This is a genomic window from Rhodoferax sp. RT4P68, assembly GCF_056521305.1.
This window is the reverse complement of the sequence record NZ_JBWMBB010000003.1, coordinates 406,189-432,019: the sequence shown is the minus strand read 5'-3', so window position 1 is coordinate 432,019 and position 25,831 is coordinate 406,189. Positions and strand designations below refer to the sequence as shown.

The window sequence follows — 25,831 nt, the reverse complement described above, 5'->3', positions numbered from 1 at the left end:
TGAAATCTTCTTTCGCCTCACCACCATGCCGATGCCCACCACCCACCTGCTCTATCTGCACGGTTTTCGCTCGTCGCCCGGATCGACCAAGGCGCGCTTGTGCGCCGAGCACGTGCGCACGCACCACCCGCACCTGACCTGGTGGTGCCCGCAGCTGCCACCCTCGCCGCGCGAGGCGGCACAGATGCTGATGGCGGGCACTGCCGGCTGGCCGCGCGCCAGCATGGCCGTGATCGGTTCCTCGCTGGGCGGCTTCTACGCTGGCTGGATCGCCGAGCAGACCGGCTGCCGCGCCGTGCTGCTGAACCCGGCCGTGCACCCGGCGCGCGACCTGGCCCGCCACATCGGCGAGCTGACCGCCTGGCACGACCCGACGCAGCGCTTCTTCTTCCACCAAGCCTATGTGGACGAACTGCGGGCCATGGAAACCGGGCCCGACAGCCCGGCCGCCCGCGCCGCCATGGCCCGCACGTTCGCGGTCATCGCCAAGGGCGACGAGGTGCTGGACTGGCGCGAGATGGTGGCGCGCTGGCCGCTGGCGCGCATCCGGCTGCTGGAGGGCGGCGACCACGCGCTCAGTGATTTCGCCGCCCATCTGGACGAGGTCTTCGAATTCCTGGGCCTGGACTGAGCCATCGCCGAAGCCCCGATCCGGCTCACAGACAATAGAGCGCATGTACGCATTGTTCGAAGAAGCCGGCAAGTTCATGTCCGGGCGCATCCTGTCGGAGGCGGAAGCCTCCTCCCAGGTCGAGTTGGAAAGCGGCAAGCGGGTCAAGGTCAAGGCCGCCAACCTGCTGCTGAAGTTCGAGAAACCTGCCCCGGAGGTTCTGCTGCGCGAGGCCCAGGCGTTGGCGCAGACCATCGAGCTGGACCTGGCCTGGGAATTCGCCAGCGACGAAGAGTTCGGTTTCGCCGACCTGGCGCGCGTCTATTTCAGCGACGACGCCACGCTGGTCCAGCAGGCCGCCGCGCTGCTGCGCCTGTTCGAGGCGCCGCACTATTTCCGCCGCGCCGGCAAGGGTCGCTTTCGCAAGGCGCCGGCCGAGACGGTGCAGCAAGCCCTAGCAGGCATCGAGAAAAAGCGCTTGCTGCAGCTGCAAATCGACGAGTGGGCGCGCGAACTGGGCGAAGGCAACTGCCCGGCGCCGGTGCGCGACCAGCTCTACCGCATCCTGTTCAAGCCGGACAAGAACGCGCCCGAATACAAGGCCGTGGTCGACGCCTCGCGTGCCACGCAGACCGCGCCGCTGGCGCTGCTGCAACGCGCCGGGGCCATCGACTCGCCCTACCAGTTCCACTGGCGGCGCTTTCTGTTCGACCACTTCCCCAAGGGCACGGGCTTTGCCACGCTGCAGGCGCCCGAGATCACCGACACGCTGCCGGTGGCAGCCGTGCAGGCGTTCTCGATCGACGATTCGATGACTACCGAGATCGACGATGCGCTGTCGGTGCAGGGGCTTGGCACAGCCCAGATCACAGTGGGCATCCACATCGCCGCGCCGGGGCTGGCGATCGCGCCCGGCACGCCGATCGACCAGCTGGGCCGCGCCCGCCTGTCCACGGTCTACATGCCCGGCCACAAGCTGACCATGCTGCCGGACGCCGTGGTGCAGCGCTACACGCTGCTGCAAGGGCGCGACTGCCCGGCCGTCTCGTTGTACGTGCGCTTGGACGCCGAAACGCTGGCCGTGCTGGACAGCGAGACCCGGCTGGAGCGCGTGCCGATCGCCGCCAACCTGCGCCATGACCAGCTGGACGCGCTGGTGACCGAAGAGTGGCTGGCGCAGGCCGGCACCGCCGACGGTGTGGCGCAAGAGCCCGGGCTGGCCGGCGTCGCGCCGGCGCAGCTGGCCTTCCTGCACCGGCTGGCCCAGCACCTGAAGGCGCAGCGCGAGGTGGTGCGCGGCAAGCCCGAGGTCTTCAACCGGCCGGACTACAACTTCCGCCTGGTCGAGAGCGCCGAAGCGCCGCTGGGCGACGAGCCGGCCGGTGCCGAGCGGGTGGAAATCAGCGTGCGCCGCCGTGGCGCGCCGCTGGACCTGATCGTGGCCGAGGCCATGATCCTGGCCAACAGCACCTGGGGCAGCTGGCTGGCCGAGTGCGGCGTGCCCGGCATCTACCGCAGCCAGGCCAGCCTGGCGCCCGGCGTCAAGGTGCGCATGGGCACCCGGGCGCAACCGCACGCGGGCATCGGCGTCAAGTGCTACGCCTGGAGCACCTCACCGCTGCGCCGCTACGTGGACCTGGTGAACCAGTGGCAGATCATCGCCTGCGCCCGCCATGGCAAGACGGCCGCGCTGGCCGCGCCGTTCAAGCCCAAGGACGCCGACCTGTTCTCCATCATCTCCATGTTCGATGCGGCCTACAGCGCCTACAACGGCTTTCAGGGCGGCATGGAGCGCTTCTGGACGCTGCAGTACCTGCAGCAGCAAGGCATGCGCGAGATCGTGGGCACCGTGGTGCGCGAGGGCCTGGTGCGTGCCGACACGCTGCCGCTGGTGCTGGGCGTGATGGGCGCGCAGGACTTGCCGCGCGGCGCGCAGGTGCGCGTGCGCCTGGGCGAGATCGACCTGATCACGCTGGACGTGGCCGGCACGGTGGTCGAGCGGTTGGACGTGGCGGGCACCGCCGCGCCTGCCGATGCAGCGCCCGCTGAAGAGGACGAAGAAGAAGCCGCCGCCGGCCCGATCGCGATTGCTGTGGACATGGACGCGCCGGTGGCCGCCGACGCTGATAATCCGGCGCCGTGAACCTCCGCATCCTGCGCCAGCTCAGCACCCTGCAGGTCGCCCTGGTGGCGTCCGTGGTGGTGCATGCTGCCGTGCTGAGCGTGCGCTTCATCGACCCCGAGGGCTTCAACCGTGTGTTCCAGGACACGCCGCTGGAAGTGATCCTGGTCAACGCCAAGTCGCAGGAAGTGCCGGACAAGGCCACGGCCGTCGCCCAGGCCAATCTGGCCGGCGGCGGCGAAGCCACCAAGGGCCGCGCGACCTCGCCGCTGCCGCCTGCCCCGCGCAGCGATGTGGGCGATGCCATGGAAGAGACGCAGCGCCGGCTGGAGGCCATGCAGGAGCAGCAGACCGCCCTCTTGGCCCGCATCGCGCGCGCGCTGGCCACCATGCCACCCGACCCGACCCAGCCGGGCAGCGCACCACTGGACCCGGCGCAGGAAGAGAAGCGGCGCCAGCTGCTCAAGCACCTGGCCGAGATCGAACGCCGCGTGCAGATGGAAAACGCCCGGCCCAAACGCCGTGTCGTCAGCCCGGCTACACGCGAAGAGGTCTACGCCCTGTACTACGACGCCCTGCGCCGCCGCGTCGAAGACAAGGGCACGCAGAACTTTCCCGAGCTGAACGGCAAGAAGCTGTATGGCGAGTTGCTGATGATCGTGACGGTGGACCACAGCGGCCAGGTGCTGGCCACCGAGGTGGTGGAGAGCTCGGGCAACCGCACGCTGGACCGCCGGGCCGAGGCCATCGCCCGCAGCGCCGCGCCCTTCGGCACCTTCACCGAGGCCATGCGCCGCAAGGCCGACCAGATCCTGGTGGTCTCGCGCTTTCGCTTCACGCGCGACGCGACCCTGCAAACCAACGTCAGCGCGCAGTGACGCTAATTTCGATATGACGACCGACACTTATGACTACTGCGTGATGGGCCACCCGGTGGCGCATAGCCGCTCGCCCTGGATCCACGCGCGCTTTGCCGAGCTAACCGGTCAGCGCATGGCCTATGGCCGCCAGCTGGTGCCGCTGGACGGTTTCGACGCCGCCGTGCGCGACTTCATCGCCCAGGGCGGCCGGGGTTGCAACGTCACCGTGCCGTTCAAGTTCGAGGCCGCATCCTTGGCCAGCAGCTTGTCCGACCGGGCGCGGCTGGCCGAGGCCGCCAACACGCTGCACCTGCGCGCAGGCGGCATCCACGCCGACAACACCGACGGCGCCGGCCTGGTGCAGGACATCACACAGCATGCCGGCGTCACCATTGCCGGGCGCGACCTGCTGATGATCGGCGCCGGCGGTGCCGCAGCCGGCGTGCTGGGCCCGCTGGTGGGTGCCGGCGCCCGCCGCATCGTCGTCGCCAACCGCACGGCCGACAAGGCGCGCAGCCTGGTGCAACGCCATGCCGCGCTGGCCGCCGCGCACGGCTGCGCGCTGGTCGGCTGCGGCCTGGCCGACGTGCAGGGCGATTTCGACATCGTCGTCAACGCCAGTGCCAGCAGCCTGGCGGGCGCCGGCATCCCCGTGGCCGCCAGCGTGCTTAAGCCCGGCGCACTGGCGGTGGACATGATGTATGGCCCGGCTGCTGCCGGTTTTCTGGACTGGGCGCGCCAGCACGGCGCCACGGCGCGCGATGGCCTGGGCATGCTGGTCGAGCAGGCGGCCGAGTCGTTCGCGCTGTGGCGCGGCGTGCGGCCGCCCTCGGCCCAGGTGCTGGCCGAACTGCGCGCCTTGGTTGATCACTGAGATGACACAACCCCCACGCTACCCCGCTTCGCGAGGTCCGCTGCCCCCCGAGGGGGCGCTCAGTGGCTTCGGGCGGCCGGGCGCCCACGAATTGAAACCCCCACGCTCATCGCTCCGCGTATCGCTGCCCCCCGAGGGGGCGCTCAGTGGCTTCGGGCGGCCGGGCGCCCACTGACATGCGCAGTTTCGGCCGCTGGCTGCTGCTGCTCGTCGTGGCCGGGCTGGCCTTGCAGTTGTTCTTCGTCGGGCGCATCGCGCTGATGGCGGTAATCGATCCGCAGTCCACGACCTTCCAGCGCTCCGAGGCCTGGCGGCTGGCGACGCAGGGGCCTGCGCCTGCGCCAGCCGGCAAGGGCGGCAAGGCCGTTGCGCCGCCGCGCGATTGGCGCTGGCGCCAGCAGTGGGTGGACTACGACCAGATCGCCGACCATCTCAAGCGCGCCGTGATCGCCTCGGAAGACGCCGGCTTTCGCCAGCACGACGGCGTGGACTGGGAAGCGCTGGAGAAGGCCTGGGAAAAGAACGAGGAAGCCGAGGCGCGCGCTGAACGGCAAAGCGCACGGGCGCCGGACAAACCGGTGCGCGGCCCCAAGATCGTCGGCGGCTCCACCATCACGCAGCAGCTGGCCAAGAACCTGTTCCTCTCGGGCGAACGCACGCTGCTGCGCAAGGGCCAGGAATTCGTGCTGACGCTGATGCTGGAGGCGCTGCTGGACAAGCAGCGCATCCTGGCGATCTACCTGAACAGCGTGGAATGGGGCGAAGGCGTGTTCGGCGCCGAAGCCGCCGCGCAGCACTATTTCAAGAAGAGCGCCGCCAGGCTGAGCGCCTACGAGGCCGCGCGCCTGGCCGTCATGCTGCCGCGCCCGCGCCACTACGAGAAGCTGCCCCAGTCGCGCTACCTGGCCAGCCGCGCCAACACCATCGTTGCCCGCATGGGCGATGTGCAACTGCCATAGCGCGACAAGACCCCGGGCATGACATCGAACCGCGCCAAGCTGATGGGCTGGCTGCTGCTGTGGCTGGTGCGCGCGCTGACGGGTGCCCAGGCGCGCTGGCATGGCTGCCCGCCCAAGGCCGAGCAGCGCATCTATTTCGCCAACCACCAGAGCCACGCCGACCTGGTCATGATCTGGGCCGCGCTGCCGGCCGAACTGCGCGGCATCACACGGCCGATCGCCGCCAAGGACTACTGGACCAAGACCCCCTTTCGGCAGTGGATCACCAGCGCCGTGTTCAACGCCGTCTATGTGGACCGTGAGCGCGTCGAGGGCCAGGACCCGCTGGCCCCGCTGGCGCAGGCGCTCGATGGTGGCGACTCCATCATCTTGTTCCCCGAGGGCACGCGCGGCAACGCCGAGGAGCCGCAGCCGTTCAAGGCCGGGCTGTACAACCTGGCGCTGCGCTTTCCGCAGGTGGTGCTGGTGCCGGCCTGGATCCACAACGTGCAGCGCGTGATGCCCAAGGGCGAGGTCGTGCCGGTGCCGATCCTGTGCTCGGTCACCTTCGGCGCACCGATCCGCGTCGAAGACGGCGAAGAGCGCCGTGCTTTCCTGGACCGTGCGCGCGCCGCCGTGATCGCACTGAAAGACATTTGATGAACCGTTGGCTGCGCAGCCTCACCCCGTCCGAGCAGGTCGGCGCACTGTTCGTGCTGGTGTTCGGCCTGCTCGCGCTGGTCACGGCCGTGCTGGTCGTGCTGTCGGCGCGCAACCGGCAAGACACCGACGAGGCCCGACAGGCCGCGCACGCAGACTGGTGGGTGCTGCTGAAGACCTCGTGGTTCATGGTCAGCATCTTCTGGATCGGCTGGGCGCTGGGGCCGCGTGTGGCCACGGTGCTGTTCGCGCTGGTCTCGTTCTTCGCGCTGCGTGAGTTCATCACGCTGTCGCCCACCGGGCGCGGCGACCACCGCAGCCTGGTGCTGGCCTTCTTCGTGGTGCTGCCGGCGCAGTACTGGCTGGTGGGCACACAACGCTTCGACCTGTTCACGGTGTTCATCCCGGTCTACGTGTTCCTGGCCATCCCGGTGGTCAGTGCGCTGGCGGGCGACCCGCTGCGCTTTTTGGAGCGCAACGCCAAACTGCAGTGGGGCATCACGGTCTGCGTCTATGGCCTCAGCCACGTGCCGGCGCTGCTGCTGCTCTCGCTGCGCGACTACGAGGGCAAGAGCGCCTTCCTGGTCTTCTTCCTGGTGTTCGTGGTGCAGAGCTGCATGGTGATCCAGCACCTCGCGGCCCGGCGCTGGCCGCGGCCCCCGTCGGCGCCGGCCGTCAGCCAGAGCTTCAACTGGGCCACCTGGGCCGTCTCGGTCGCCGTGGCCAGCAGCCTGGGCGTGCTGCTGACGGCCATCACCCCGTTTCGCCCGCTGGAGACGCTGGCCATGGGCGCCGTCGCCTGCGTCTCGGGCAGCATGGGCCACCTGGTCATGAAGGCGCTCAAGCGCGACCGCGGGGTGACCAACTGGGGCAACGAAGGCCGCTCGGTCACCGGCGCCAACGGGCTGCTGGACCGGGTGGACGCGCTGTGCTTTGCGGCCCCGGTGTTCTTCCACTCGGCGCGCTGGTACTTCAGCGCTTGAGCCGCTCGCCATGAGGATTCTGGGCATCGACCCTGGCCTGCAGACCACCGGCTTCGGCGTGATCGACGCCCAGGGCAAGCAGTTGCAGTACGTGGCCAGCGGCACCATCCGTACCTCGGCGCAGGCCATGGGCGACCTGCCGGCGCGGCTCAAGGTACTGTTCGACGGCATCTGCGAGATCACGGCCCGCTATGGGCCGCAGGCCTCTGCGGTCGAGATCGTGTTCGTCAACGTGAACCCGCAGTCCACGCTGTTGCTCGGCCAGGCCCGCGGCGCCTGCCTGACGGCGCTGGTCTCGCGCGATCTGCCGGTGGCCGAGTACACGGCGCTGCAGATGAAGAAGGCCATCGTCGGCCACGGCCGGGCCGACAAGAGCCAGGTGCAGGAGATGGTCAAGCGCCTGCTGGGCTTGCCCGGCTTGCCCGGCAAAGACGCTGCCGACGCGCTGGGCCTGGCCATCACCCATGCCCACGTGGGCCAGGCCATGGCACGCCTGGCGGCAGCCACGCCGCTGACGCGGACCACAACCAGCATGTACCGCGGCGGACGCATCCGCTAGACGCGGCACTGCCCGGCCCCCCAGCGCGCCACGGCGCGCTTTTCCGCTTTTTACGTCTGGTTGCAGCGCTTCCCGGGTTAACCCTGCATGAGCGTATCGATCGGCGTCACTAGAATTTATTCAAGTTGAATTAATTAATTCAAACGACCCTCAAACAGGAGACATGACGTGAAACCAGCAGGCCCCGGCCGCGGCACCAACTCTGTCAGTCTGCGCCAGTACAACGAGCGCAGCCTGCTGCAGCGCCTGCGCCGCGCCGGTGAGGCGTCCAAGGCCGACCTGGCCCGCTGGGCCCAGCTGACCAACACGGCCGTGGGCAGCATCGTCGAGTCGTTGGAGCAATCCGGCCTGATCGAAAGCGCCGGCCGGCGCCAGGAGGGCCAGCGCGGCCAGCCGGCCGGCCTGTACCGCATCAACCCGGCGGGCGCCTACGGCATCGGCGTGCGGCTGGACCGCACCGGCATCGAGACCGTGCTGATCGACCTGGGCGGCCGCATCCTGGCGCGCGTAGCACACGACCAGTCGCTGCCCCACCCCGACCAGGCGCTGGCCATCGTGCGGGAGGACATCGCCACCGTACTGGCCCAGCTCTCGCCCACGCAGCGGCGCCGCCTGGCCGGCGTCGGCCTGGCGCAGCCTTACAACCTGGGCAGCTGGCTGCGCCAGCTGGGGCTGGACGCTGATTTCCGCATCTGGGACCAGGTCGACTTCGGCACCCTGCTGTCGCAGGCCGTGCAGCTGCCGGTGTTCAAGGAAAACGACGGCAACGCCGCCGCCATCGCCGAGCTGGTGTTCGGCGTCGGCCGCCACGAGAACGACTTTCTCTACGTGTTCATCGGCGCGGCGCTGGGCGCAGGCGCGGTGATCGGCGGCGAAAGCCTGCGCGGCAGCTCGGGCAACGGCGCCGACCTGGGCCTGATGCCGGTGCTGCCGAGCACGCTCGCCTCAGCCCCGGCACTGGGCGGCCAGTGGGACATCCTGCTGTCGCGCGCTTCGCTGAACGCGCTGTCGCGCCATGTGCGGCACCACGGCATCGAGGTGCACGGCAATGCGCAGCTCCAAGCCATCGTGGCCGCTGGTGGGCCGGCCGTCAACGAATGGCTGGACGACTGCGTCGACGCCTTCGTGCCGTCGCTGCGCGCCGCGCTGGCCGTGCTGGACGTGCCGGCCGTGGTGATCGATTGCGACATCGACGGCGGCCTGATCGACGCGCTGCTGCAGCGCACCGAGGCCGGCCTGCGCGCCATCGCCCCTGAGGCGCGCCACACGCCCCGCCTGCTGCGCGGCAGCTTTCGCACCGACGCTGGCGCCATCGGCGCGGCCAGCCTGCCGATGTTCTTCAGCTTCTCGCCCCGCGCCGATGTGCTGCGCGGCCATTCATCCCCCACCGTGTCCGCGCACGGCCCATCGGAGATCGTCCATGCCTGACCTCGCCACCCCCCCGCCTGCGGGCGCCCCACTGCTGGAGCTGCGCAGCATCTCCAAGACCTTTCCCGGCGTCAAAGCCTTGCAGAACGTGCGCTTGAGCGCCCGCGCCGGTCAGGTGCATGCGTTGATGGGCGAGAACGGCGCCGGCAAATCCACGTTGATGAAGATCCTCTCAGGCGCCTACATGCCCGACGCCGGCGCCGAGATCCGCATCGACGGCCAGCTCGCAAACATCGACGGCCCGCTGGCTGCCAAGAACCTGGGCGTCTCGGTGATCTACCAGGAGCTGAGCCTGGCGCCCAACCTCACGGTGGCCGAGAACATCTACATGGGCCGCCCCCTGACCAAAGGCAGCCTGGTCGACCGCGCCGGCATGACGGCCGCGTGCGCCGGCACGCTGCAGCGCCTGGGCGCCGACTTCGGCCCGACGACGCGCGTGGAGACGCTGTCGATCGCGCAGCGCCAGCTGGTGGAGATCGCCCGCGCCATGCAGTTCGACTGCCGCATCCTGGTGATGGACGAGCCGACCACGCCGCTGTCCACGCACGAGACCGACCGCCTGTTCGTGCTGATCCGCAAGCTGCGCGAAGAAGGCCTGGCGATCCTGTACATCAGCCACCGCATGGACGAGATCGACGAGCTGGCCGACGAAGTGACGGTGCTGCGCGACGGCACCTACGTCGGCACGCTCACCCGCGCCGAGCTGTCGCGCGACAAGCTCGTCAAGATGATGGTGGGGCGTGACCTGTCCGGCTTCTACCGCAAGGAACACCACGGCCAGCACACCGGCGCACAGGTGCTGACGGTGAAGGACATGACCGATGGCCGGCGCGTGCGCGGCTGCAGCCTGGACCTGCATGCCGGCGAAGTGCTGGGCCTGGCCGGCCTGGTGGGCGCCGGCCGCACCGAGCTGGCGCGCCTGATCTTCGGCGCCGACGAGCGCACCGGCGGCGAGGTGATCTTGAACGGCAGCGGAGGCGTGCTCGACATCCGGCAACCCATCGACGCCATCCGCGCCGGCATCCTCTACCTGACGGAAGACCGCAAGGGCCAGGGCCTGTTTCTGGACCTCTCGGTGCGCGACAACATCAACGTGATGGTCTGCCCGCGCGACGCCCACGCCGGCGGCGTGATGGACGGCAAGCGCGCCTTCGAGCGTGCCCGCGACGCGATTGCGCAGCTCTCGATCCGCGTCGCCTCACCGCGCGTCAACGTGGGCTCGCTGTCCGGCGGCAACCAGCAAAAGGTGCTGCTGGCGCGCCTGCTGGAACTGGCGCCCAAGGTGCTGATCCTGGACGAGCCCACGCGCGGCGTGGACATCGGCGCCAAGAGCGAGATCTACCGCCTGATCGACGAGCTGGCGCGCCGCGGCGTGGCCGTGCTCGTGATCTCCAGCGAGCTGGCCGAAGTCGTCGGCGTCTGCGACCGCGTGGTCGTGATGCGCGAGGGCCGGTTGGTCGGTGAAGTCGGCGGCGCCAGCGGCCTGGCCATCACGCAGGAAAACATTGTCGCACTGGCCACCGGTGCCACCACCGTCACCACCGCAGCGCCCACGCTGCACTGATCCACGCCCTTCTCACCACACAACCACCACGGAGACAACCATGGCCTCACCCTTGACCGCCACCCCGGCTGCTGCCGGGCCTGCCCCCTCCTCCAGCGCCCGCAGCAAGGAGATCATCCGCGCGCTCGGCATGCTGCCCATCCTGATCCTGCTGTGCATCGGTTTCAGCTTCGCCAGCGAGAACTTCTTCAGTCTGCAGAACCTGTCGATCATGACGCAGCAGGCGTCCATCAACATCGTGCTGGCCGCCGGCATGACCTTCGTGATCCTGACCGCCGGCATCGACCTGTCGGTCGGCTCCATCCTCGCCGTCTCGGCCGTGGCCGCGATGCTGGTGTCCAACATCCCCGGCCTGGGCATGATGGGCATCGTCGCCGGCCTGGCGGCCGGGCTGCTGTTCGGCCTCATCAACGGCGTGTTGATCGCCTTCGTCAAGCTGCCACCGTTCATCGTCACGCTGGGATCGCTGACGGCGGTGCGTGGTGTGGCGCGGCTGCTGGGCAACGACACCACCGTGTTCAACCCCAACCTGCCCTTCGCCTTCATCGGCAACGGCAACGTGCTGGGCATCCCCTGGCTGGTGATCATCGCCTTCGGCGTCGTGGCGCTGTCGTGGTTCATTCTGCGCCGCACGGTGCTGGGCCTGAACATCTACTCGGTCGGCGGCAACCCCGAGGCCGCACGCCTGGCAGGCATCAAGGTCTGGGCCGTGCTGCTGTTCGTCTACTGCGCCTCGGGCCTGCTGTCCGGCCTGGGCGGTGTCATGGCCTCGGCCCGGCTGTATGCGGCCAACGGGCTGCAACTGGGCTCGTCCTACGAACTCGATGCGATCGCCGCCGTGATCCTGGGCGGCACCAGCTTCGTCGGCGGCACCGGCTCCATCCTGGGCACGCTGATCGGCGCGCTGATCATCGCCGTGCTGACCAACGGCCTGATCCTGATGGGCGTCTCCGACATCTGGCAGTACATCGTCAAGGGCCTGGTGATCATCGGCGCCGTCGCCCTCGATCGCTACCGCCGCAAGGATTCGGCCCGTACCTGATCACGAGCCCACTTCAATTTTTCACCCACCCCCAGTCGACCCAAAGGAGACATTCATGCGTCAACACCTCATCGCCCTCGCCGCCATCGCCGCCGCCCTGTCGGCACCCCTGGCCCACGCCCAAAACAAGCAGATCAAGAGCGTCGGCATCACGCTGGGCTCCCTCGGCAACCCGTTCTTCGTGACGCTGGCCAAGGGCGCCGAAGCCAAGGCCAAGCAGTTCAACCCGGCCGCCAAGGTGACGGCCCTGTCGGCCGACTACGACCTGAACAAGCAGTTCTCGCAGATCGACGGCTTCATCGCCTCGGGCGTGGACCTGATCCTGGTCAACGCCGTCGATGCACGCGCCATCGAGCCGGCCATCATGAAGGCCAAGAAGGCCGGCATCGCCGTGATCGGCGTGGACGTGGCGGCCAACGGTGCCGATGCGACCGTGCAGACCAACAACGTGCAGGCCGGCGAAATCGCCTGCCAGTACATCGTCGAGAAGCTGGGCGGCAAGGGCAACGTGATCATCCAGAACGGCCCGCAGGTCTCGGCCGTGATCGACCGCGTCAACGGCTGCAAGTCGGTGTTCAAGAAGAACCCGGACATCAAGGTGCTGTCCGACGACCAGGACGCCAAGGGCTCGCGCGAAGGCGGCCTGAACGTGATGCAGAACCACCTCACGCGCTTCCCCAAGGTGGACGCGGTGTTCGCCATCAACGACCCGCAGGCCATCGGCGCCGATCTGGCCGCGCGCCAGCTGAACCGCAAGAACATCGTCATCACCTCGGTCGACGGCGCGCCCGACATCGAGGCCGCACTGAAGGCCGACAACCAGATCCAGGCCTCGGCCAGCCAGGACCCCTACATGATTGCCCAGAAGGCGGTCGAGATCGGCCAGGACGTGCTCAATGGCAAGAAGCCGGCGCAATCCATGGTGCTGCTGCCGTCTGTGCTGCTGACACGCACCACGATCAAGGACTACAAGGGCTGGTCGACGCCACGCTGAGCGCGCGCTGCGCAACTGACAACCAACCAAGGAAGACGCAATGTTCGTGGTCTGTGGCGAAGCCCTGATGGATGTGTATGTGCGCGACAGCACGGCGACCGGCCTGTTGCTGGACGCGCGGGTGGGCGGCTCGCCCTTCAACGTGGCGGTCGGCCTGGCGCGGCTGGGCCAGCCGGTGCAGTTCCTCTGCCCGCTGTCGCAAGACGTGCCGGGCGAGCGCCTGATGCAGATGCTGCGCGACGAAGGCGTGGGCACCGCGCTGGTGTCGCGCAACAGCGCTGCGACCACGCTGTCGGTCGTCAGCGTGGGCGCGACGGGCGTGCCGAGCTACGCCTTCCACGGCCATGGCGCGGCCGACCGGCAGCTGACAGTCGAGACGCTGCCCGAACTGCCGGCGGACACGCAGGTGCTGCAGTTCGGCTCGTACGCGGTGGCGGTGGAGCCGGTGGGCACGGCGCTGCGCCACCTGGCCGCGCGCGAGCGGCCCCGGCGGCTCATCGCTTATGACCCCAACGTGCGGTTGAACGTCGAGCCGCGCGTCGCGCACTGGCTGCCCATCGTGCAGGAGATGACGCGTCTGGCGCACATCGTGAAGGTCAGCGACGAGGATCTGGGCCTGCTCTATCCCGACGAAGCGCCGGCGCAGGTGGCGCAGCGCTGGCTGGACGGCGGCGCGCACCTGGTGGTCGTGACGCGCGGCGCCACCGGCAGCGAAGCCTGGGGCCGTGCTGGCCAAGCCACGGCCCGGTCGCTGTTGGTGGACGTGATCGACACCGTCGGCGCTGGCGACACGTTCCAGGGGGCGATGCTGACCTGGCTGCAAGAGCACGACGCCTTGTCGCCCGAGAAGCTGGACGCGTTGAGCGTGCACGACATGTCGGCCATGCTGCGTTTCGCTGCGCGGGCCGCGTCGATCACGTGTTCACGGCGCGGGGCCGACATGCCGCGGCGGGCGGAGTTGGCCTGATCCCTTGCCGCGTTGCGGCGATGTACGAAACGGGGGCCGCGCCGAAGTTGTTTGGCGCGGCCCTTTGCGCTTGGGGCTACGCGTTGCCGGGGTCGGTGGGCAGTTGCACCACGACGGTTCCGACGTCAGACCACACCGACGCCGTTTGCGCATGCAAGCCTACTGCGCAAGCGGGTCGGCCCGGCAACGCTCGCTTCCTTTGGGCGGCACCTTGCCACCCCCTGCACAAAGAGCGCCAATGAACAACAAATTTTCCGACGAGACAGCGGCTTCGCGGCCCGATCGCGCGCCTGACGCTGAGTTCTCACGCAGACGATTCATCCGCAGCGCCATGCTGTACGCCATGGCGGTTGGCTCCGGTGCCGCGTTGTCGGCCTGCGGCGGCGGCGATGAAGACAGCAGCAGCCCACCGCCCTCGGAAAGTGCGAGCGAAGCTTTCGTGCATGGCGTTGCCAGCGGCGATCCGCTCGCAGACCGCGTGATCCTCTGGACCCGTGTGACGCCGAGTGCTCCCGGCGACTTCGCTGTCGGCTGGGAACTCTCGAGCGACGCCAACTTCGGCGCCATCCTCGGGCGCGGCACACTGGCGACCGGGCCAGCGCAGGACTACACGGTCAAGGTTGATGTGACGGGGCTGCTACCGGCCAGCCTCTACTACTACCGCTTCTCGTACGGGGCAGAGCGTTCGCCCATCGGACGGACCAAGACGCTGCCCACAGGCAACGTCAGCCAGGTCAAGCTGGCCGTGCTGTCGTGCGCCAACTTTCCCGCCGGCTACTTCAACGTCTACGCCGACGTGGCCAAGCGTGGTGATATCGACGCCGCGCTGCACCTGGGCGACTACATCTACGAATACGGCTTGCTGGGCTACGCATCGCAGACGGCGTTCGTCATCGACCGCGAGTCCAGCCCCCGGCAGGAGCTCCTGACCCTGACCGACTACCGGCTGCGGCACGCGCAGTACAAGACAGACCCCGACCTGCGCGCGCTGCATGCTGCCGTACCGTTGATCGCCGTGTGGGATGACCACGATGTGGCCGACAACGCATGGTCGGGCGGCGCTGGCAACCACGATGCATCGTCCGAAGGAGGCTTTGCCGCGCGCCGTGCCGCTGCGGTGCAGGCCTGGCAGGAATGGCTGCCGATCCGCGTGGCCGATGCGGCCAATCCCTTGAAGATTTACCGCAGCTTCGACTTTGGCGCGCTGGCGTCGCTCCACATACTGGACACGCGGCTCATCGGTCGTGATGAGCAGCTCACGCTGCCAGACTTTCTGGATGGCGTGGGCCTCGGCGCCGGGCGACAGCTGATGGGCACCGAGCAGTCGGCCTGGCTGACCGCGCAGATGACGGCGTCCACGGCCACCTGGCAGGTGCTGGGCCAGCAGGTGCTGATGGCGCGCATGGAGATTCCCCTGTCGGTCGCCGCGTCGTTGACCGTGGAGACGCTTGCCGAATACACATTGGCAAAGGCCACACCTGAACCGTTGCGCAGCGATGCGCAGCGGGCGCTGATGGATCAGCGACGCGCCCCGTACAACCTGGACGCATGGGACGGCTACCCGGCCGCGCGCGAGTCGGTGCTGGCCGTGGCGCGTGGTCTGGACAAGAACCTGATTTCGCTGGCCGGCGACACCCACAACGCATGGGCAAGCGACCTGACGGATGCAAGCGGCGCGCACGTGGGCGTGGAATTCGCCACGGCGTCGGTCAGCTCGCCTGGCTTCGAGCGCACGCTGCCGCTGATCTCCAGCGTCGTGCTGGAGGATGCGTTTCCCGACATGATCCCCGACCTTCGCTATGCCGAATGCAGCCACCGTGGCTACGTGGTGCTGACCTTGACGCCCAGCGAAGCGCGTGGCGAGTGGGTCCAGGTCGATACCGTCTGGAGTCGCGACTACCAGGCCAGGACGGTCAAGACCCTGCGCAGCTTGCCGGGCATCAACAACAGAACCATCCTGGACGCCTGAGGGCGCTCGTCCCAGCGCAGTGAGACACCTTCTTCCACGTCGCACGACGCGCTCTGGCTGCGACGCGCGCGGCCTCACAGCAGCTCGTTGAACAGGTAGGCCACGTTGTCCTTGAGCTTGTGCCAGGTGCCGCGGTGCTGCCAGGTGTGCAGGTCGATCTCCTGCGCACGCGCCACGTACTTCTCGAAGACGGCGTCCAGTTGCTCGGCCGTGCGTTCGTCGGTGATGCCCAGCGTGATCTCATCGTTGGTCTCGAACGAGCGGTCATCGAAATTGCTCGACCCGATGGCGCTCCAGCAGCCATCGACCGTCATGACCTTCTGGTGCAACAGGGTGTGCGGGTACTCGAACAACCGCACGCCGCACTTGAGCAGCTTCTCGAAGTTGCGGTGGCCGGCGTGCTGCACCATGGGGTTGTCTGACCCGGCCGTCGAGGGCATGAGCACCCGCACGTCCACGCCGCGTTGGACGGCCGCGCCGAATGCGTCGATGGCTTCCGGCTCCGGGATGAAGTAGGGGTTCTGAATCCAGATGCGGCGCCGTGCCAGGCAGATGACGGTGTGGTGCAGGATCTTCACGGCGGGCGCCGAACGATGCGGCTTGGCAAACGCCGCGTGGATCACGATCTCGCCGGCCGGCTCCAGGTGTGGAAACACGTCGTCACCCAGGAACAGCTCGCCGGTATGGCCGCCCCAGTTCTCGCTGAAGGCGCTCTGAATGCTGTTGACGATGGGGCCGTGCAGCCGCACGCTCAGGTCGGCGAAGTGCTCCTTGTCCTGTGCATCGCCGAGCCAGTTGTCCACGATGCAATGCCCGCCCACAAACGCCTCGCGGCCGTCGACGATGAGCATCTTGCGGTGGGTGCGGTCGTTCAGCACGCCGATGTTGACGAAGGCACGCTTGTGGAAGAACTCCACCCTGCAACCGGCTTCGCGCATCTGCGCGATCGCCGTCTTGCCCGCCTCCTTCGATCCATCGGCGTCCAGCATCACGCGCACCTTGCAGCCGGCCCTGGCCTTGGCCGTCATCGCATCGGCCAGGCGTTGCCCCAGCACGCCCTGCTTCCACAAGAAGGTCTCGAAATGCACCGTCTGCTGCGCGCCCGCGATGCTGTCCAACAGGGCGTCGAAGAACGCTCCGTTCTCCAAAATCTCCACCCGGTTGCCGCCCAGCGCCGTCCCCAGCGTCAGGCCTGCGATCGAGGGCGCAAGCCGGCTGATGGGTGTTTCACATTCCACGCGCAACGTGGGCGCGCGGTGCCGCCGGATCGACCAGATCACGCCGACGAGCACGACGCAAATGCCGCCGGACAGGAAGAGATACAGCCATGGAGAACTGGTGGACAAGGGGTGATTCCTTTGGGAGCGGTACGGCGCTGTTAGCGCCTTCAGGGCCACGCGAACGCTGAAGAATGCTCGTTCTCGCCGCTGCGGCAAGGCCGATCTTATGGGTTCTTCCGACGATCACTGATCAGCGCTGTGCCGGCTGTGATGGCTCGAATGCCGCGTGGGCCGATGAAGTCCGGCGACACCGCGACGCTGAACGCTGTTCGATGCCCTCGAAGGCAACTCTGCCTGCAGTCCGCCCCACAACGTCGCGGTGTCCTACCGGCGTGGTGCCTGCGCAAACTCAACATGGCGGTCCACTATTCGAAGGATCACCCATGACCGACCCACGCAACGTTGCCCACGACAAAAAGGTGCAGCAGGAAAAGAAGCACAACAACGAAGAAATCGCACCGGGCGCCGCCGCGACGCCGCAGCCTGGCAAGAAGACACCGATGGAACACCACGCGTCTGACGAGCCCAAGATGCCCGACGAGGCGGCGCCCGTGCCGACAGAAGAAAAGCCTCTGAACTGAGAACGAGCGGCTCCAGCGATCCGCGAAGACGCCCGCTGCTGCGCGGCCTGATGGCGCGCACCAGCTCACGTCATGCGATGCGCTCCAGGATCAGCACGGCAAAGAAGCCGAACGCGGCGATCAGCGTCCACTTCAGCGTGACCAGGCCCAGCCGCTTGTAGCGCGCCTGGCCGGTGCCGGCATAGAACGCGAACAGCACGCCGGCCGCGATCAACAGGAAAAAGATGGCCCAGCGAAACAGCAGCATGCGGTGCTGCGTTACCAGGCGCGGGCCGGTTGGGCGAAACCTTCGGGCGCCTTGCGCTCGTCGTCGAAGGTGACGATCTCGTAGGCATCGGGCTGGGCCAGCAGCGCGTGCAACAGCTTGTTGTTCAGCGCGTGGCCGGAGCGAAAGGCACTGTAGGCCGCCAACAGCGGCTTGCCGATCAGGTACAGGTCGCCCATCGCATCGAGGATCTTGTGCTTGACGAACTCGTCGTCATAACGAAGCCCATCGCTGTTGAGCACCTTGTAATCGTCCATGACGATCGCGTTGTCCAACCCGCCGCCCAAGGCCAGACCGTTGGCACGCATCATCTCCACATCTTTCGTGAAGCCGAAGGTGCGTGCGCGAGCGATGTCGCGCGCATAGGAATCGGTGGACATGTCGAACTCGACGCGCTGGCCAGTCTGGTCGACGGCCGGGTGGTCGAAATCGATCTCGAAGCTGGCCTTGAAGCCGTGGTACGGGTCGAGCCGTGCCCACTTCAAGTTGGCACCCTCGCCTTCGCGCACCTCTACCGGCTGCGTTACGCGGATGAAGCGGCGCGGCGCCTTCTGCAGCTCGATGCCGGCACTCTGCAGCAGGAACAAAAACGACGCGGCCGAGCCGTCGAGGATCGGCACCTCTTCGGCGCTGATGTCCACGTAGAGGTTGTCCAGCCCCAGGCCGGCGCAGGCCGACATCAGGTGCTCGACCGTGTGCACCTTGGCACTGCCGCTGGAGATCGTGGAGGCCATGCGCGTGTCCGTCACGGCCGCGGCGCTGATCGGAATGTCCACCGGCTCGGGCAGGTCGACACGGCGGAACACGATGCCCGTGTCCGGCTGCGCCGGGCGCAGCGTCAGCTCGACCCGCTGGCCGCTGTGCAGCCCTACCCCCACGGCCTTGGTGATGGACTTGAGAGTGCGTTGGGCAAGCATGCAGACGATTTTAGTTGGCGTGGTGCGAACTGGCCCCTCACAAGGCCTTTGCGGCAACCATGGCGCTGATTGCCAGAATCAATGCGGACACACAGCCCGGCCAAGGCACCCGCGGAACTGGCTCTGCCAGGCCGCTGGGTGCGTCCCCCTTCGCGCAGCAGAAGGGGGAAGCGGCGCAGCCGCGCAGGGGGTTGGTCTCTACTAGTCCGCCTGCTTACGGAGGAACGCCGGAATCTCGTAGTCGTCCATGCCGCCAGACGACAACGCATCCACACGCGCCGTGGCCTGGGTGCGGTTCGGCGTGCGCCAGACCGCCGGGCCGCGCAGCGACTCGTAGTCGGGCTGGGCCACACCGCCCACGCCGGCGCCGATCAGGCTGGCGGCGTTCAGCGTGGGGATCGCAAAGCCCGTGCCGTCCGTGCCGTTGCGCTGCACCACCTGCAGCGGAGGCGCCGCGCGGCGCGCGCCCTGGCGCGACAGGCCGGTGGCCACCACGGTCACGCGGATGTGCTCGCCCAGGCTGTCGTCGTACGCCGTGCCGTAGATCACATGCGCTTCGGCCGAGGCGTAGGCGCGGATGGTGTTCATCGCCAGGCGCGATTCGGCCAGCTTCAGCGAACCCTTGGCCGCCGTGATCAGCACCAGCACGCCCTTGGCGCCGGACAGGTCGATACCCTCCAGCAGCGGGCAGGCCACGGCCTGCTCGGCGGCGATGCGCGCGCGGTCGGGGCCGGCCGCCACGGCGGTGCCCATCATGGCCTTGCCGGGCTCGCCCATCACGGTGCGCACGTCTTCGAAGTCCACGTTCACATGGCCGGGCACATTGATGATTTCGGCAATGCCGCCCACCGCGTTTTTCAGCACGTCGTTGGCGTGTGCGAAGGCTTCGTCCTGCGTGGCGTCGTCGCCCATCACTTCGAGCAGCTTCTCGTTGAGCACCACGATCAGCGAGTCGACATTCGCCTCCAACTCGGCCAGGCCGGCTTCGGCATTGGACATGCGCTTGGGGCCTTCGAAGTCGAAGGGCTTGGTGATCACGCCCACCGTCAGGATGCCCATCTCCTTGGCCACGCGCGCGATCACGGGGGCCGCGCCGGTGCCGGTGCCACCGCCCATGCCAGCCGTGATGAACAGCATGTGCGCGCCGCTGATGGCGGCGCGGATGTCGTCGACCGCCGCCTCGGCTGCCTCGCGGCCCTTGTCGGGCTTGCTGCCGGCGCCCAGCCCGCTGGTGCCCAGCTGGATGGTCTTGTGCGCAGCCGTGCGGCTCAGCGCCTGGGCATCGGTGTTGGCGCTGATGAACTCCACGCCTTGCACGGCGCAGCCGATCATGTGCTCGACGGCATTGCCGCCGCCGCCGCCGACGCCGATCACCTTGATCTGCGTACCGAGGTTGAACTCTTCGACTTCAATCATTTCGATGGGCATGTTCTTCTCCTTCAATCCAAAAAATAAGTTGCAGTTGCCTGGGTTTGTTTTGTCTGTCTATCCGAAATCTTGTGCGTCAACGCGCCGGCGGCGGATGGGTGCACCGCCATCGCGTATGCCGTGGCGGGCTGCCACGCGCCAGCCACAACGGCCAGGCCTCGATGCAAGGGGGGTATGACATCGATGCCTTTCAGAAGTTGCCGACGAACCAGTCTTTGACGCGGCCCATCGCCGTCTTCATCGACCCGTTTTTCTGTGCCACCTTGAAGCCGCGCATGCGGGCGATGCGGCCCTCTTCGAGCAGCCCCATGACGGTGGCCGCACGCGGCTGCGCGATCATGTCGGCCAGCGCACCGCCGTACTTGGGCACGCCGCGCCGCACGGGCTTCAGAAAAATGTCTTCGCCCAGTTCGACCATGCCAGGCATGACGACGCTGCCACCGGTCAGCACGATGCCGGAGGACAGCACCTCCTCGAAGCCGGACTCGCGAATGACCTGGTGCACCAGCGAGAAAATCTCTTCCACGCGCGGCTCGATCACACCGGCCAGCGCCTGGCGGCTCAGCATGCGCGGACCACGGTCGCCCAGGCCCGGCACCTCGACCTGCGCGTCCGGGTCGGCCAGCAGCTGCTTGGCGAAACCGTTCTCGACCTTGATGTCTTCGGCGTCCTTGGTCGGCGTGCGCAGCGCCATGGCGATGTCGCTCGTGATCAGGTCGCCGGCGATCGGGATCACCGCGGTGTGGCGGATCGCGCCGCCGGTGAAGATGGCCACGTCAGTGGTGCCGGCGCCGATGTCCACCAGCGCCACGCCGAGTTCGCGCTCGTCTTCGGTCAGCACCGACAGGCTGGAGGCCAGCGGGTTCAGCATCAGCTGGTCCACGTCCAGCCCGCAGCGGCGCACGCACTTGATGATGTTCTCGGCCGCGCTCTGCGCACCGGTCACGATGTGCACCTTGGCTTCGAGCCGGATGCCGCTCATGCCGATCGGCTCCTTCACGTCCTGGCCGTCGATCACGAACTCCTGCGGCTCCACCAGCAGCAGGCGCTGGTCGGTCGAGATGTTGATGGCCTTGGCGGTTTCGACCACGCGCGCCACATCGGCCTGCGTGACCTCGCGGTCTTTCACCGCCACCATGCCGCTGGAATTGATGCCCCGGATGTGGCTGCCCGTGATGCCGGTGTAGACGTGCGAGATCTTGCAGTCGGCCATCAGCTCGGCCTCTTTCAGCGCCTGCTGGATGCTCTGCACCGTGGCGTCGATGTTGACCACCACGCCTCGCTTGAGGCCGTTGCTGGGCGCCACGCCGAAGCCGGCCAGCTTCAGCTCGCCTCCAGGCATGACCTCGGCCACCACCACCATCACCTTGGCGGTGCCGATGTCCAGCCCCACTACAAGATCTTTGTACTCTTTTGCCATATCAGGTCCAGTTGTCTTGTCTATCGGCTCGGTCGGGTCGGCTTCCTGGGCGGCGGCACGGCGGTCGTCACCGTGGTCACGCCGCGCAGCCGCAGCGCGAACCCCTCGGGGTAGCGCAGGTCGGCCGACTCCAATGCATCCACGCCACGGCCGTACTGGCCGGCCACGGTCGTCACGGTCTTCACAAAGCGCGCGATGCGGGCCTCGATCTCCTCCGGCGTGCCACGGCCCAGCTCGACCACGGCGCCGGTGTCCATCTGCACGCGCCAGCTGCCGCGGCCGGTCAGCTCCAGCTGGCTGACGGCGCTGTCCAGCGGATCGAACAGCGGCGCCAGCGTGCGGTACATGCCCAGGATCTGGCCCGACTGCCCCTCTGGCCCCAGCAGGCGCGGCAGGTCGTTGCGGTGCACCTCGTCCACGTTGGCCTCGAAGATTTCGCCGAAGCTGTTGAGCAGCTTGGAGCCACTCTCCGCGCCCCAATAGGCCGCGGCCTGGTGCTCCTGCAGCGAGACGGCGAGCCGGTTCGGGAACGCACGGCGCACCACGGCACGGCGCACCCAGGGCACGCTTTCGAAGGCGCTGCGCGTGGTGTCCAGGTCCACCGTGAAGAAGGTGCCGCGCAGGTGCGGCGCCACGTTGGCGCGCAGCGTCACGGCGTTGTTGTGCGTGACGTCGCCGCGCACCTCGATCGCGTCCAGCGCAAAGCTCGGCTGGCGCACCACCCACAGGCACAACGCGCCCAGCGCCAGGCCGGCGAAGACGGCGAACAACAGCGTGGCTGTCACGTTCATCAGCTTCACATCGACCGGGGCGGACAGCGCGGCGTTCATGCGTTGGTCTTGGCGGGGGTGTCGAGCGTGGCTGCGGCGAGCACGCGCACGCACAGCGCGGGGTAGTCGATGCCGGCGGCGCGCGCGGACATGGGGACCAGCGAATGGCCGGTCATGCCGGGCGAGGTGTTCATCTCCAGCAGGAAGGGCTTGCGGTCGCTGGCGCGGATCATCAGGTCGGCGCGGCCCCAGCCACGGCAGCCCAGCGCGCGGTAGGCGGCCAGCACGATGCGCTGGATCTCGCGCTCTTCGTCTTCGGGCAAGCCGCTCGGGCAGAGGTAGCGCACCTCGTCGGTGAAGTACTTGTTCTGGTAGTCGTAGGCCCCCTCGGGCGCCTGGATGCGGATCACCGGCAGGGCCTGCGCATCGGCGCCCGCACCCAGCACGGCGCAGGTCACTTCTTCGCCTTCGATGAACTCTTCGCACAGCACATCGGGGTCGTACTGCGCCGACAGTTGCACTGCGTCCAGCATCTGCGAATAGCCCGCCACCTTGGTCACGCCGATGGACGAGCCCTCGCGCGGCGGCTTGACGATCAGCGGCAGGCCCAGCGCATCGGGCACGGTGCGCACGTCGGCCAGTTCCTGCGCGCCGGGTTGCAGCACCTGGTAGCGCGGCGTGGGCAGGCTGCAGGCCTCCCAGATGCGCTTGGTCATGACCTTGTCCATGGCGATGGCGGAGGCCATCACGCCGGAGCCGGTGTAGGGAATGCCCAGCAGCTCTAGCGCACCTTGCACCGTGCCGTCTTCGCCGTGGCGGCCGTGCAGCGCGATGAAGCAGCGGGCCACGCCCTCGCTCTTGAGTTCGTGCAGGCCGCGCTCGGCGGGGTCGAAGGCATGCGCGTCGACCCCGGCCAGGCGCAGCGCGTCCAGCACGCCGTTGCCCGACAGCAGCGAGATGTTGCGCTCGGCCGAGCTGCCGCCCATCAGCACCGCGACCTTGCCCATGCTGGATGCCTGACTCATGGCAGCGCTCCCATGTCCATCACCTTGCTTGGCACGGCACCGATGGAGCCAGCGCCCATGCACAGCACGACGTCGCCACCGTGCGCGTTGTCGCGGATCACGCCGGCCAACTCGGCGACGTCGTCCACGAACATCGGCTCGACCTTGCCGGCCACGCGCAGCGCGCGGGCCAGCGCGCGGCCGTCGGCGGCCACGATGGGTGCCTCGCCGGCGGCATAGACCTCGGTCAGCAGCACAGCATCGGCCTCGCCCATGACCTTGACGAAATCCTCGAAGCAGTCGCGCGTACGGGTGTAGCGGTGCGGCTGGAAGGCCAGCACCAGCCGGCGGCCCGGGTAGGCACCGCGCGCCGCCGCCAGCGTGGCCGCCACCTCGACCGGGTGGTGACCGTAGTCTTCGATGACGGTGACCGGGCCGCCGTCTGCCGCCACCACGTCGCCATGGATCTGGAAGCGCCGGCCCACGCCCTTGAATTCGGCCAGGGCTTTTTGCAGCGCGGCGTCGGGCACGTTGAGCTCGACCGCCACGGCGATGGCCGACAGTGCGTTCAGCACGTTGTGGCGGCCCGCCAGGTTCAGCACGATGGGCAGGTCGGGCAGCGTCACGCCATTGCGGCGCTGCACCGTGAAATGCATCTGGCCGCCGACCGGGCGCACGTCAATGGCGCGCACCTGGGCGTCTTCTCCAAAGCCGTAGCTGGTGATCGGGCAGGTGACCTGGGGCACGATCTCGCGCACGGCGGCGTCGTCGGTGCACAGGATGGCCGTGCCATAGAACGGCATGCGGTGCAGGAAGTCGACGAACGCGGCCTTGAGCCGGCCGAAGTCATGGCCGTAGGTCTCCATGTGGTCGGCGTCGATGTTGGTGACGACGGCCATCACGGGCAGCAGGTTCAGGAACGACGCGTCGGACTCATCGGCCTCCACCACGATGTAGTCGCCGCTGCCCAGCTTGGCGTTGGCACCGGCGCTGTTGAGCTTGCCGCCGATGACGAAGGTCGGGTCCATGCCGGCCTCCGCCAGCACACTGGCGACCAGGCTGGTGGTGGTGGTCTTGCCATGCGTGCCGGCGATCGCGATGCCCTGCTTCAGGCGCATCAGCTCGGCCAGCATCAGCGCGCGCGGCACGACCGGGATGCGCATGGCGCGGGCCTGCTGCACCTCGGGGTTGGCCGATTGCACGGCCGTGGAGGTGACCACGGCGTCGGCACCGGCCACGTGCGCGGCGTCGTGGCCGACGAAGGTCTGGATGCCCAGGTCGGCCAGCCGGCGCAGCGTGGCGCTGTCGGACAGGTCCGAGCCCGAGATCTCATAGCCCAGGTTGCTCAGCACCTCGGCGATGCCGCTCATGCCGGCGCCGCCCACGCCAACGAAGTGGATGTGGCGAATCGCGTGTTTCATCGTGCACCTCCGCAGGGAAGCAGCGCGGCGTCGTCGGCCGCATGGTGCGCGACGGAGGAGATGGGGCGGATTGCGTGGTTCATGCGGCCACCAGGCCTTCGATCTGGTCGGCGACGCGGGCGGCCGCCTGGGGTTTTGCGAGAGCGCGCGCCTTGCCGGCCATGGCCAGCAGCGCATCGCGCGTGAATCCTGCGAGCAGGTCGGCCAGGTCGCGCGGCGTCAGCCCCGCCTGCGGCAGGTGGATGCCGGCGCCATGGCCGGCCAGCCACTGCGCGTTGTCGCGCTGGTGCGAGGTGGTGCTGACGATCAGGGGCACCAGCACGGCGGCGACACCCGCCGCGCACAACTCGCTGACGGTGACGGCGCCGGCGCGGCAGACCACCACATCGCACTCGGCCAGCGCCAGGGCCATGTCTTCGATGAAGGGCCGCACTTCGGCCTGCACACCGGCCTGCGCATAGGCGGCCAGCACGCTCGCGTCGTTGCCCTGGCCGGTCTGGTGCAGCACTTGTGGGCGCCCTGCGGCATCGAGCAAGGCCAGCGCCTGCGGCAGGGTTTCGTTGAGCACGCGGGCGCCCAGGCTGCCGCCGACCACCAGCACACGCAGCGGGCCGCTGCGGCCGGCGAAGCGCTGGGCGGGTGCCGGCAGCGCCTCGATCTCGGCACGCACCGGGTTGCCGGTGACGCGGGCATTCTTGACCCGGGCGACGGCTGCACCGTCGAAGCCGAAGGCCACGGCATCTGCGATCGGCAACAGCGCCTTGTTGCTCATCAGCAGCGCGGCATCGGCATTGACCAGCGCCAGCGGCTTGCCGAGCAGGCTGGCCATCAGGCCGCCAGGGAAGCAGACATAGCCGCCCATGCCCAGCACCACGTCGGCGCGGCGGCGGCGCAAGATCTGCAGGCACGACCAGAAAGCGCCCAGCAGCCGCACGCCGCCGGTCATGGTGTGCACCAGTCCCTTGCCGCGCAGGCCGGAGAAGCCGATGGTGTCCAGCGGAATGCCCGAGGGCGGCACGAGACGGTTCTCCATGCCCGTGCGCGTGCCCAGCCAGCTCACGCTCCAGCCGCGCGACTGCAGTTCGCGCGCGACCGCGAGCCCGGGAATCACATGCCCGCCGGTGCCTGCTGCCATGACGACCAGATGGCTCATTCGAAAACCTCCGCGCTTCGCA

General features: G+C 68.3%; 24 protein-coding genes. 15 read left to right on the top strand and 9 right to left on the bottom strand.

Annotated features, from left to right (window positions below; translation table 11 throughout):
* The first annotated feature begins 31 nt into the window (after positions 1-31).
* The 14 genes from AC099J_RS08530 to AC099J_RS08465 all read left to right on the top strand — a co-directional run bounded on the left by AC099J_RS08530 (position 32) and on the right by AC099J_RS08465 (position 15,570).
* Positions 32-631: a YqiA/YcfP family alpha/beta fold hydrolase gene (locus AC099J_RS08530; RefSeq protein ID WP_479614985.1), complete on the top strand. Its 600-nt coding sequence runs from the start codon at positions 32-34 to the stop codon at positions 629-631.
* A 43-nt stretch (positions 632-674) separates the two neighbouring features.
* On the top strand, positions 675-2,753 hold the full coding sequence (locus AC099J_RS08525) for a ribonuclease catalytic domain-containing protein (RefSeq protein WP_479614804.1): 2,079 nt from the start codon (positions 675-677) through the stop codon (positions 2,751-2,753).
* Positions 2,750-3,610 (top strand): energy transducer TonB, encoded by an 861-nt coding sequence (locus AC099J_RS08520; RefSeq protein ID WP_479614803.1) that lies wholly within the window; start codon positions 2,750-2,752, stop codon positions 3,608-3,610. The genes AC099J_RS08525 and AC099J_RS08520 overlap by 4 nt, the downstream gene beginning before the upstream one ends.
* A gap of 13 nt (positions 3,611-3,623) precedes the next feature.
* Positions 3,624-4,466 (top strand): shikimate dehydrogenase, encoded by an 843-nt coding sequence (aroE, locus tag AC099J_RS08515; RefSeq protein WP_479614802.1) that lies wholly within the window; start codon positions 3,624-3,626, stop codon positions 4,464-4,466.
* Between the two features lie 176 nt (positions 4,467-4,642).
* Positions 4,643-5,425 carry a monofunctional biosynthetic peptidoglycan transglycosylase gene (gene mtgA / locus AC099J_RS08510; RefSeq protein ID WP_479614801.1) on the top strand — a complete coding sequence of 261 codons (783 nt, stop codon included), beginning with the start codon at positions 4,643-4,645 and terminating at the stop codon, positions 5,423-5,425.
* 18 nt (positions 5,426-5,443) lie between these two features.
* Positions 5,444-6,064, top strand: a complete 621-nt coding sequence (locus AC099J_RS08505; protein ID WP_479614800.1) for a lysophospholipid acyltransferase family protein — start codon at positions 5,444-5,446, stop codon at positions 6,062-6,064.
* Positions 6,064-7,047, top strand: a complete 984-nt coding sequence (locus AC099J_RS08500) for a phosphatidate cytidylyltransferase (RefSeq protein ID WP_479614799.1) — start codon at positions 6,064-6,066, stop codon at positions 7,045-7,047. The genes AC099J_RS08505 and AC099J_RS08500 overlap by 1 nt, the downstream gene beginning before the upstream one ends.
* A gap of 10 nt (positions 7,048-7,057) precedes the next feature.
* On the top strand, positions 7,058-7,606 hold the full coding sequence (gene ruvC / locus AC099J_RS08495; RefSeq protein ID WP_479614798.1) for a crossover junction endodeoxyribonuclease RuvC: 549 nt from the start codon (positions 7,058-7,060) through the stop codon (positions 7,604-7,606).
* Between the two features lie 168 nt (positions 7,607-7,774).
* The gene (locus tag AC099J_RS08490; protein ID WP_479614797.1) at positions 7,775-9,034 is read left to right on the top strand and encodes an ROK family protein; all 1,260 of its coding nucleotides are present in this window, start codon (positions 7,775-7,777) and stop codon (positions 9,032-9,034) included.
* Positions 9,027-10,598 (top strand): sugar ABC transporter ATP-binding protein, encoded by a 1,572-nt coding sequence (locus AC099J_RS08485; protein ID WP_479614796.1) that lies wholly within the window; start codon positions 9,027-9,029, stop codon positions 10,596-10,598. The genes AC099J_RS08490 and AC099J_RS08485 overlap by 8 nt, the downstream gene beginning before the upstream one ends.
* A gap of 40 nt (positions 10,599-10,638) precedes the next feature.
* Positions 10,639-11,640: an ABC transporter permease subunit gene (locus AC099J_RS08480; RefSeq protein ID WP_479614795.1), complete on the top strand. Its 1,002-nt coding sequence runs from the start codon at positions 10,639-10,641 to the stop codon at positions 11,638-11,640.
* Positions 11,641-11,695: 55 nt separating this feature from the next.
* Positions 11,696-12,634 (top strand): ABC transporter substrate-binding protein, encoded by a 939-nt coding sequence (locus tag AC099J_RS08475; RefSeq protein WP_479614794.1) that lies wholly within the window; start codon positions 11,696-11,698, stop codon positions 12,632-12,634.
* 40 nt (positions 12,635-12,674) lie between these two features.
* Positions 12,675-13,601, top strand: a complete 927-nt coding sequence (locus AC099J_RS08470) for a carbohydrate kinase family protein (RefSeq protein ID WP_479614793.1) — start codon at positions 12,675-12,677, stop codon at positions 13,599-13,601.
* 238 nt (positions 13,602-13,839) lie between these two features.
* Positions 13,840-15,570 carry an alkaline phosphatase D family protein gene (locus AC099J_RS08465; protein WP_479614792.1) on the top strand — a complete coding sequence of 577 codons (1,731 nt, stop codon included), beginning with the start codon at positions 13,840-13,842 and terminating at the stop codon, positions 15,568-15,570.
* Between the two features lie 74 nt (positions 15,571-15,644).
* Here AC099J_RS08465 and AC099J_RS08460 read toward each other — a convergent pair whose 3' ends face one another.
* Positions 15,645-16,916: a phospholipase D-like domain-containing protein gene (locus AC099J_RS08460; protein ID WP_479614791.1), complete on the bottom strand. Its 1,272-nt coding sequence runs from the start codon at positions 16,914-16,916 to the stop codon at positions 15,645-15,647.
* Between the two features lie 317 nt (positions 16,917-17,233).
* Between AC099J_RS08460 and AC099J_RS08455 the strand changes: the two genes are divergently transcribed.
* Positions 17,234-17,431 (top strand): hypothetical protein, encoded by a 198-nt coding sequence (locus tag AC099J_RS08455; protein ID WP_479614790.1) that lies wholly within the window; start codon positions 17,234-17,236, stop codon positions 17,429-17,431.
* A gap of 70 nt (positions 17,432-17,501) precedes the next feature.
* Here AC099J_RS08455 and AC099J_RS08450 read toward each other — a convergent pair whose 3' ends face one another.
* The 8 genes from AC099J_RS08450 to murG form a co-directional block, all read right to left on the bottom strand.
* Positions 17,502-17,678: a hypothetical protein gene (locus AC099J_RS08450; protein ID WP_479614789.1), complete on the bottom strand. Its 177-nt coding sequence runs from the start codon at positions 17,676-17,678 to the stop codon at positions 17,502-17,504.
* Positions 17,679-17,689: 11 nt separating this feature from the next.
* Positions 17,690-18,613: a UDP-3-O-acyl-N-acetylglucosamine deacetylase gene (lpxC, locus tag AC099J_RS08445; RefSeq protein ID WP_479614788.1), complete on the bottom strand. Its 924-nt coding sequence runs from the start codon at positions 18,611-18,613 to the stop codon at positions 17,690-17,692.
* 201 nt (positions 18,614-18,814) lie between these two features.
* Entirely contained in the window at positions 18,815-20,041 is a 1,227-nt protein-coding gene (gene ftsZ / locus AC099J_RS08440; protein WP_479614787.1) for a cell division protein FtsZ, read from the bottom strand.
* 190 nt (positions 20,042-20,231) lie between these two features.
* A complete protein-coding gene (gene ftsA, locus AC099J_RS08435; protein ID WP_479614786.1) occupies positions 20,232-21,461 on the bottom strand; it encodes a cell division protein FtsA in 1,230 nt (409 codons plus the stop codon).
* Positions 21,462-21,481: 20 nt separating this feature from the next.
* Positions 21,482-22,291: a cell division protein FtsQ/DivIB gene (locus AC099J_RS08430; RefSeq protein ID WP_479614785.1), complete on the bottom strand. Its 810-nt coding sequence runs from the start codon at positions 22,289-22,291 to the stop codon at positions 21,482-21,484.
* Positions 22,288-23,256: a D-alanine--D-alanine ligase gene (locus AC099J_RS08425; RefSeq protein ID WP_479614784.1), complete on the bottom strand. Its 969-nt coding sequence runs from the start codon at positions 23,254-23,256 to the stop codon at positions 22,288-22,290. Before AC099J_RS08425 ends, AC099J_RS08430 begins: the two co-directional genes overlap by 4 nt.
* Positions 23,253-24,656 carry a UDP-N-acetylmuramate--L-alanine ligase gene (gene murC, locus AC099J_RS08420; protein WP_479614783.1) on the bottom strand — a complete coding sequence of 468 codons (1,404 nt, stop codon included), beginning with the start codon at positions 24,654-24,656 and terminating at the stop codon, positions 23,253-23,255. The genes AC099J_RS08425 and murC overlap by 4 nt, the downstream gene beginning before the upstream one ends.
* A 79-nt stretch (positions 24,657-24,735) precedes the next feature.
* Positions 24,736-25,809 carry an undecaprenyldiphospho-muramoylpentapeptide beta-N-acetylglucosaminyltransferase gene (murG, locus tag AC099J_RS08415; protein WP_479614782.1) on the bottom strand — a complete coding sequence of 358 codons (1,074 nt, stop codon included), beginning with the start codon at positions 25,807-25,809 and terminating at the stop codon, positions 24,736-24,738.
* Between the last annotated feature and the right edge of the window lie 22 nt (positions 25,810-25,831).

What these genes read in the sequence shown, in the direction of transcription:
- AC099J_RS08530 (WP_479614985.1), top strand. Translation starts at nt 32, where the DNA reads ATGCCCACCACCCACCTGCTCTATCTGCACGGTTTTCGCTCGTCGCCC.
- AC099J_RS08525 (WP_479614804.1), top strand. Translation starts at nt 675, where the DNA reads ATGTACGCATTGTTCGAAGAAGCCGGCAAGTTCATGTCCGGGCGCATC.
- aroE (WP_479614802.1), top strand. Translation starts at nt 3,624, where the DNA reads ATGACGACCGACACTTATGACTACTGCGTGATGGGCCACCCGGTGGCG.
- mtgA (WP_479614801.1), top strand. Translation starts at nt 4,643, where the DNA reads ATGCGCAGTTTCGGCCGCTGGCTGCTGCTGCTCGTCGTGGCCGGGCTG.
- AC099J_RS08505 (WP_479614800.1), top strand. Translation starts at nt 5,444, where the DNA reads ATGACATCGAACCGCGCCAAGCTGATGGGCTGGCTGCTGCTGTGGCTG.
- AC099J_RS08500 (WP_479614799.1), top strand. Translation starts at nt 6,064, where the DNA reads ATGAACCGTTGGCTGCGCAGCCTCACCCCGTCCGAGCAGGTCGGCGCA.
- ruvC (WP_479614798.1), top strand. Translation starts at nt 7,058, where the DNA reads ATGAGGATTCTGGGCATCGACCCTGGCCTGCAGACCACCGGCTTCGGC.
- AC099J_RS08485 (WP_479614796.1), top strand. Translation starts at nt 9,027, where the DNA reads ATGCCTGACCTCGCCACCCCCCCGCCTGCGGGCGCCCCACTGCTGGAG.
- AC099J_RS08480 (WP_479614795.1), top strand. Translation starts at nt 10,639, where the DNA reads ATGGCCTCACCCTTGACCGCCACCCCGGCTGCTGCCGGGCCTGCCCCC.
- AC099J_RS08475 (WP_479614794.1), top strand. Translation starts at nt 11,696, where the DNA reads ATGCGTCAACACCTCATCGCCCTCGCCGCCATCGCCGCCGCCCTGTCG.
- AC099J_RS08470 (WP_479614793.1), top strand. Translation starts at nt 12,675, where the DNA reads ATGTTCGTGGTCTGTGGCGAAGCCCTGATGGATGTGTATGTGCGCGAC.
- AC099J_RS08465 (WP_479614792.1), top strand. Translation starts at nt 13,840, where the DNA reads ATGAACAACAAATTTTCCGACGAGACAGCGGCTTCGCGGCCCGATCGC.
- AC099J_RS08455 (WP_479614790.1), top strand. Translation starts at nt 17,234, where the DNA reads ATGACCGACCCACGCAACGTTGCCCACGACAAAAAGGTGCAGCAGGAA.
- AC099J_RS08450 (WP_479614789.1), bottom strand. Translation starts at nt 17,678, where the DNA reads ATGCTGCTGTTTCGCTGGGCCATCTTTTTCCTGTTGATCGCGGCCGGC.
- lpxC (WP_479614788.1), bottom strand. Translation starts at nt 18,613, where the DNA reads ATGCTTGCCCAACGCACTCTCAAGTCCATCACCAAGGCCGTGGGGGTA.
- ftsZ (WP_479614787.1), bottom strand. Translation starts at nt 20,041, where the DNA reads ATGCCCATCGAAATGATTGAAGTCGAAGAGTTCAACCTCGGTACGCAG.
- ftsA (WP_479614786.1), bottom strand. Translation starts at nt 21,461, where the DNA reads ATGGCAAAAGAGTACAAAGATCTTGTAGTGGGGCTGGACATCGGCACC.
- AC099J_RS08430 (WP_479614785.1), bottom strand. Translation starts at nt 22,291, where the DNA reads ATGAACGCCGCGCTGTCCGCCCCGGTCGATGTGAAGCTGATGAACGTG.
- AC099J_RS08425 (WP_479614784.1), bottom strand. Translation starts at nt 23,256, where the DNA reads ATGAGTCAGGCATCCAGCATGGGCAAGGTCGCGGTGCTGATGGGCGGC.
- murC (WP_479614783.1), bottom strand. Translation starts at nt 24,656, where the DNA reads ATGAAACACGCGATTCGCCACATCCACTTCGTTGGCGTGGGCGGCGCC.
- murG (WP_479614782.1), bottom strand. Translation starts at nt 25,809, where the DNA reads ATGAGCCATCTGGTCGTCATGGCAGCAGGCACCGGCGGGCATGTGATT.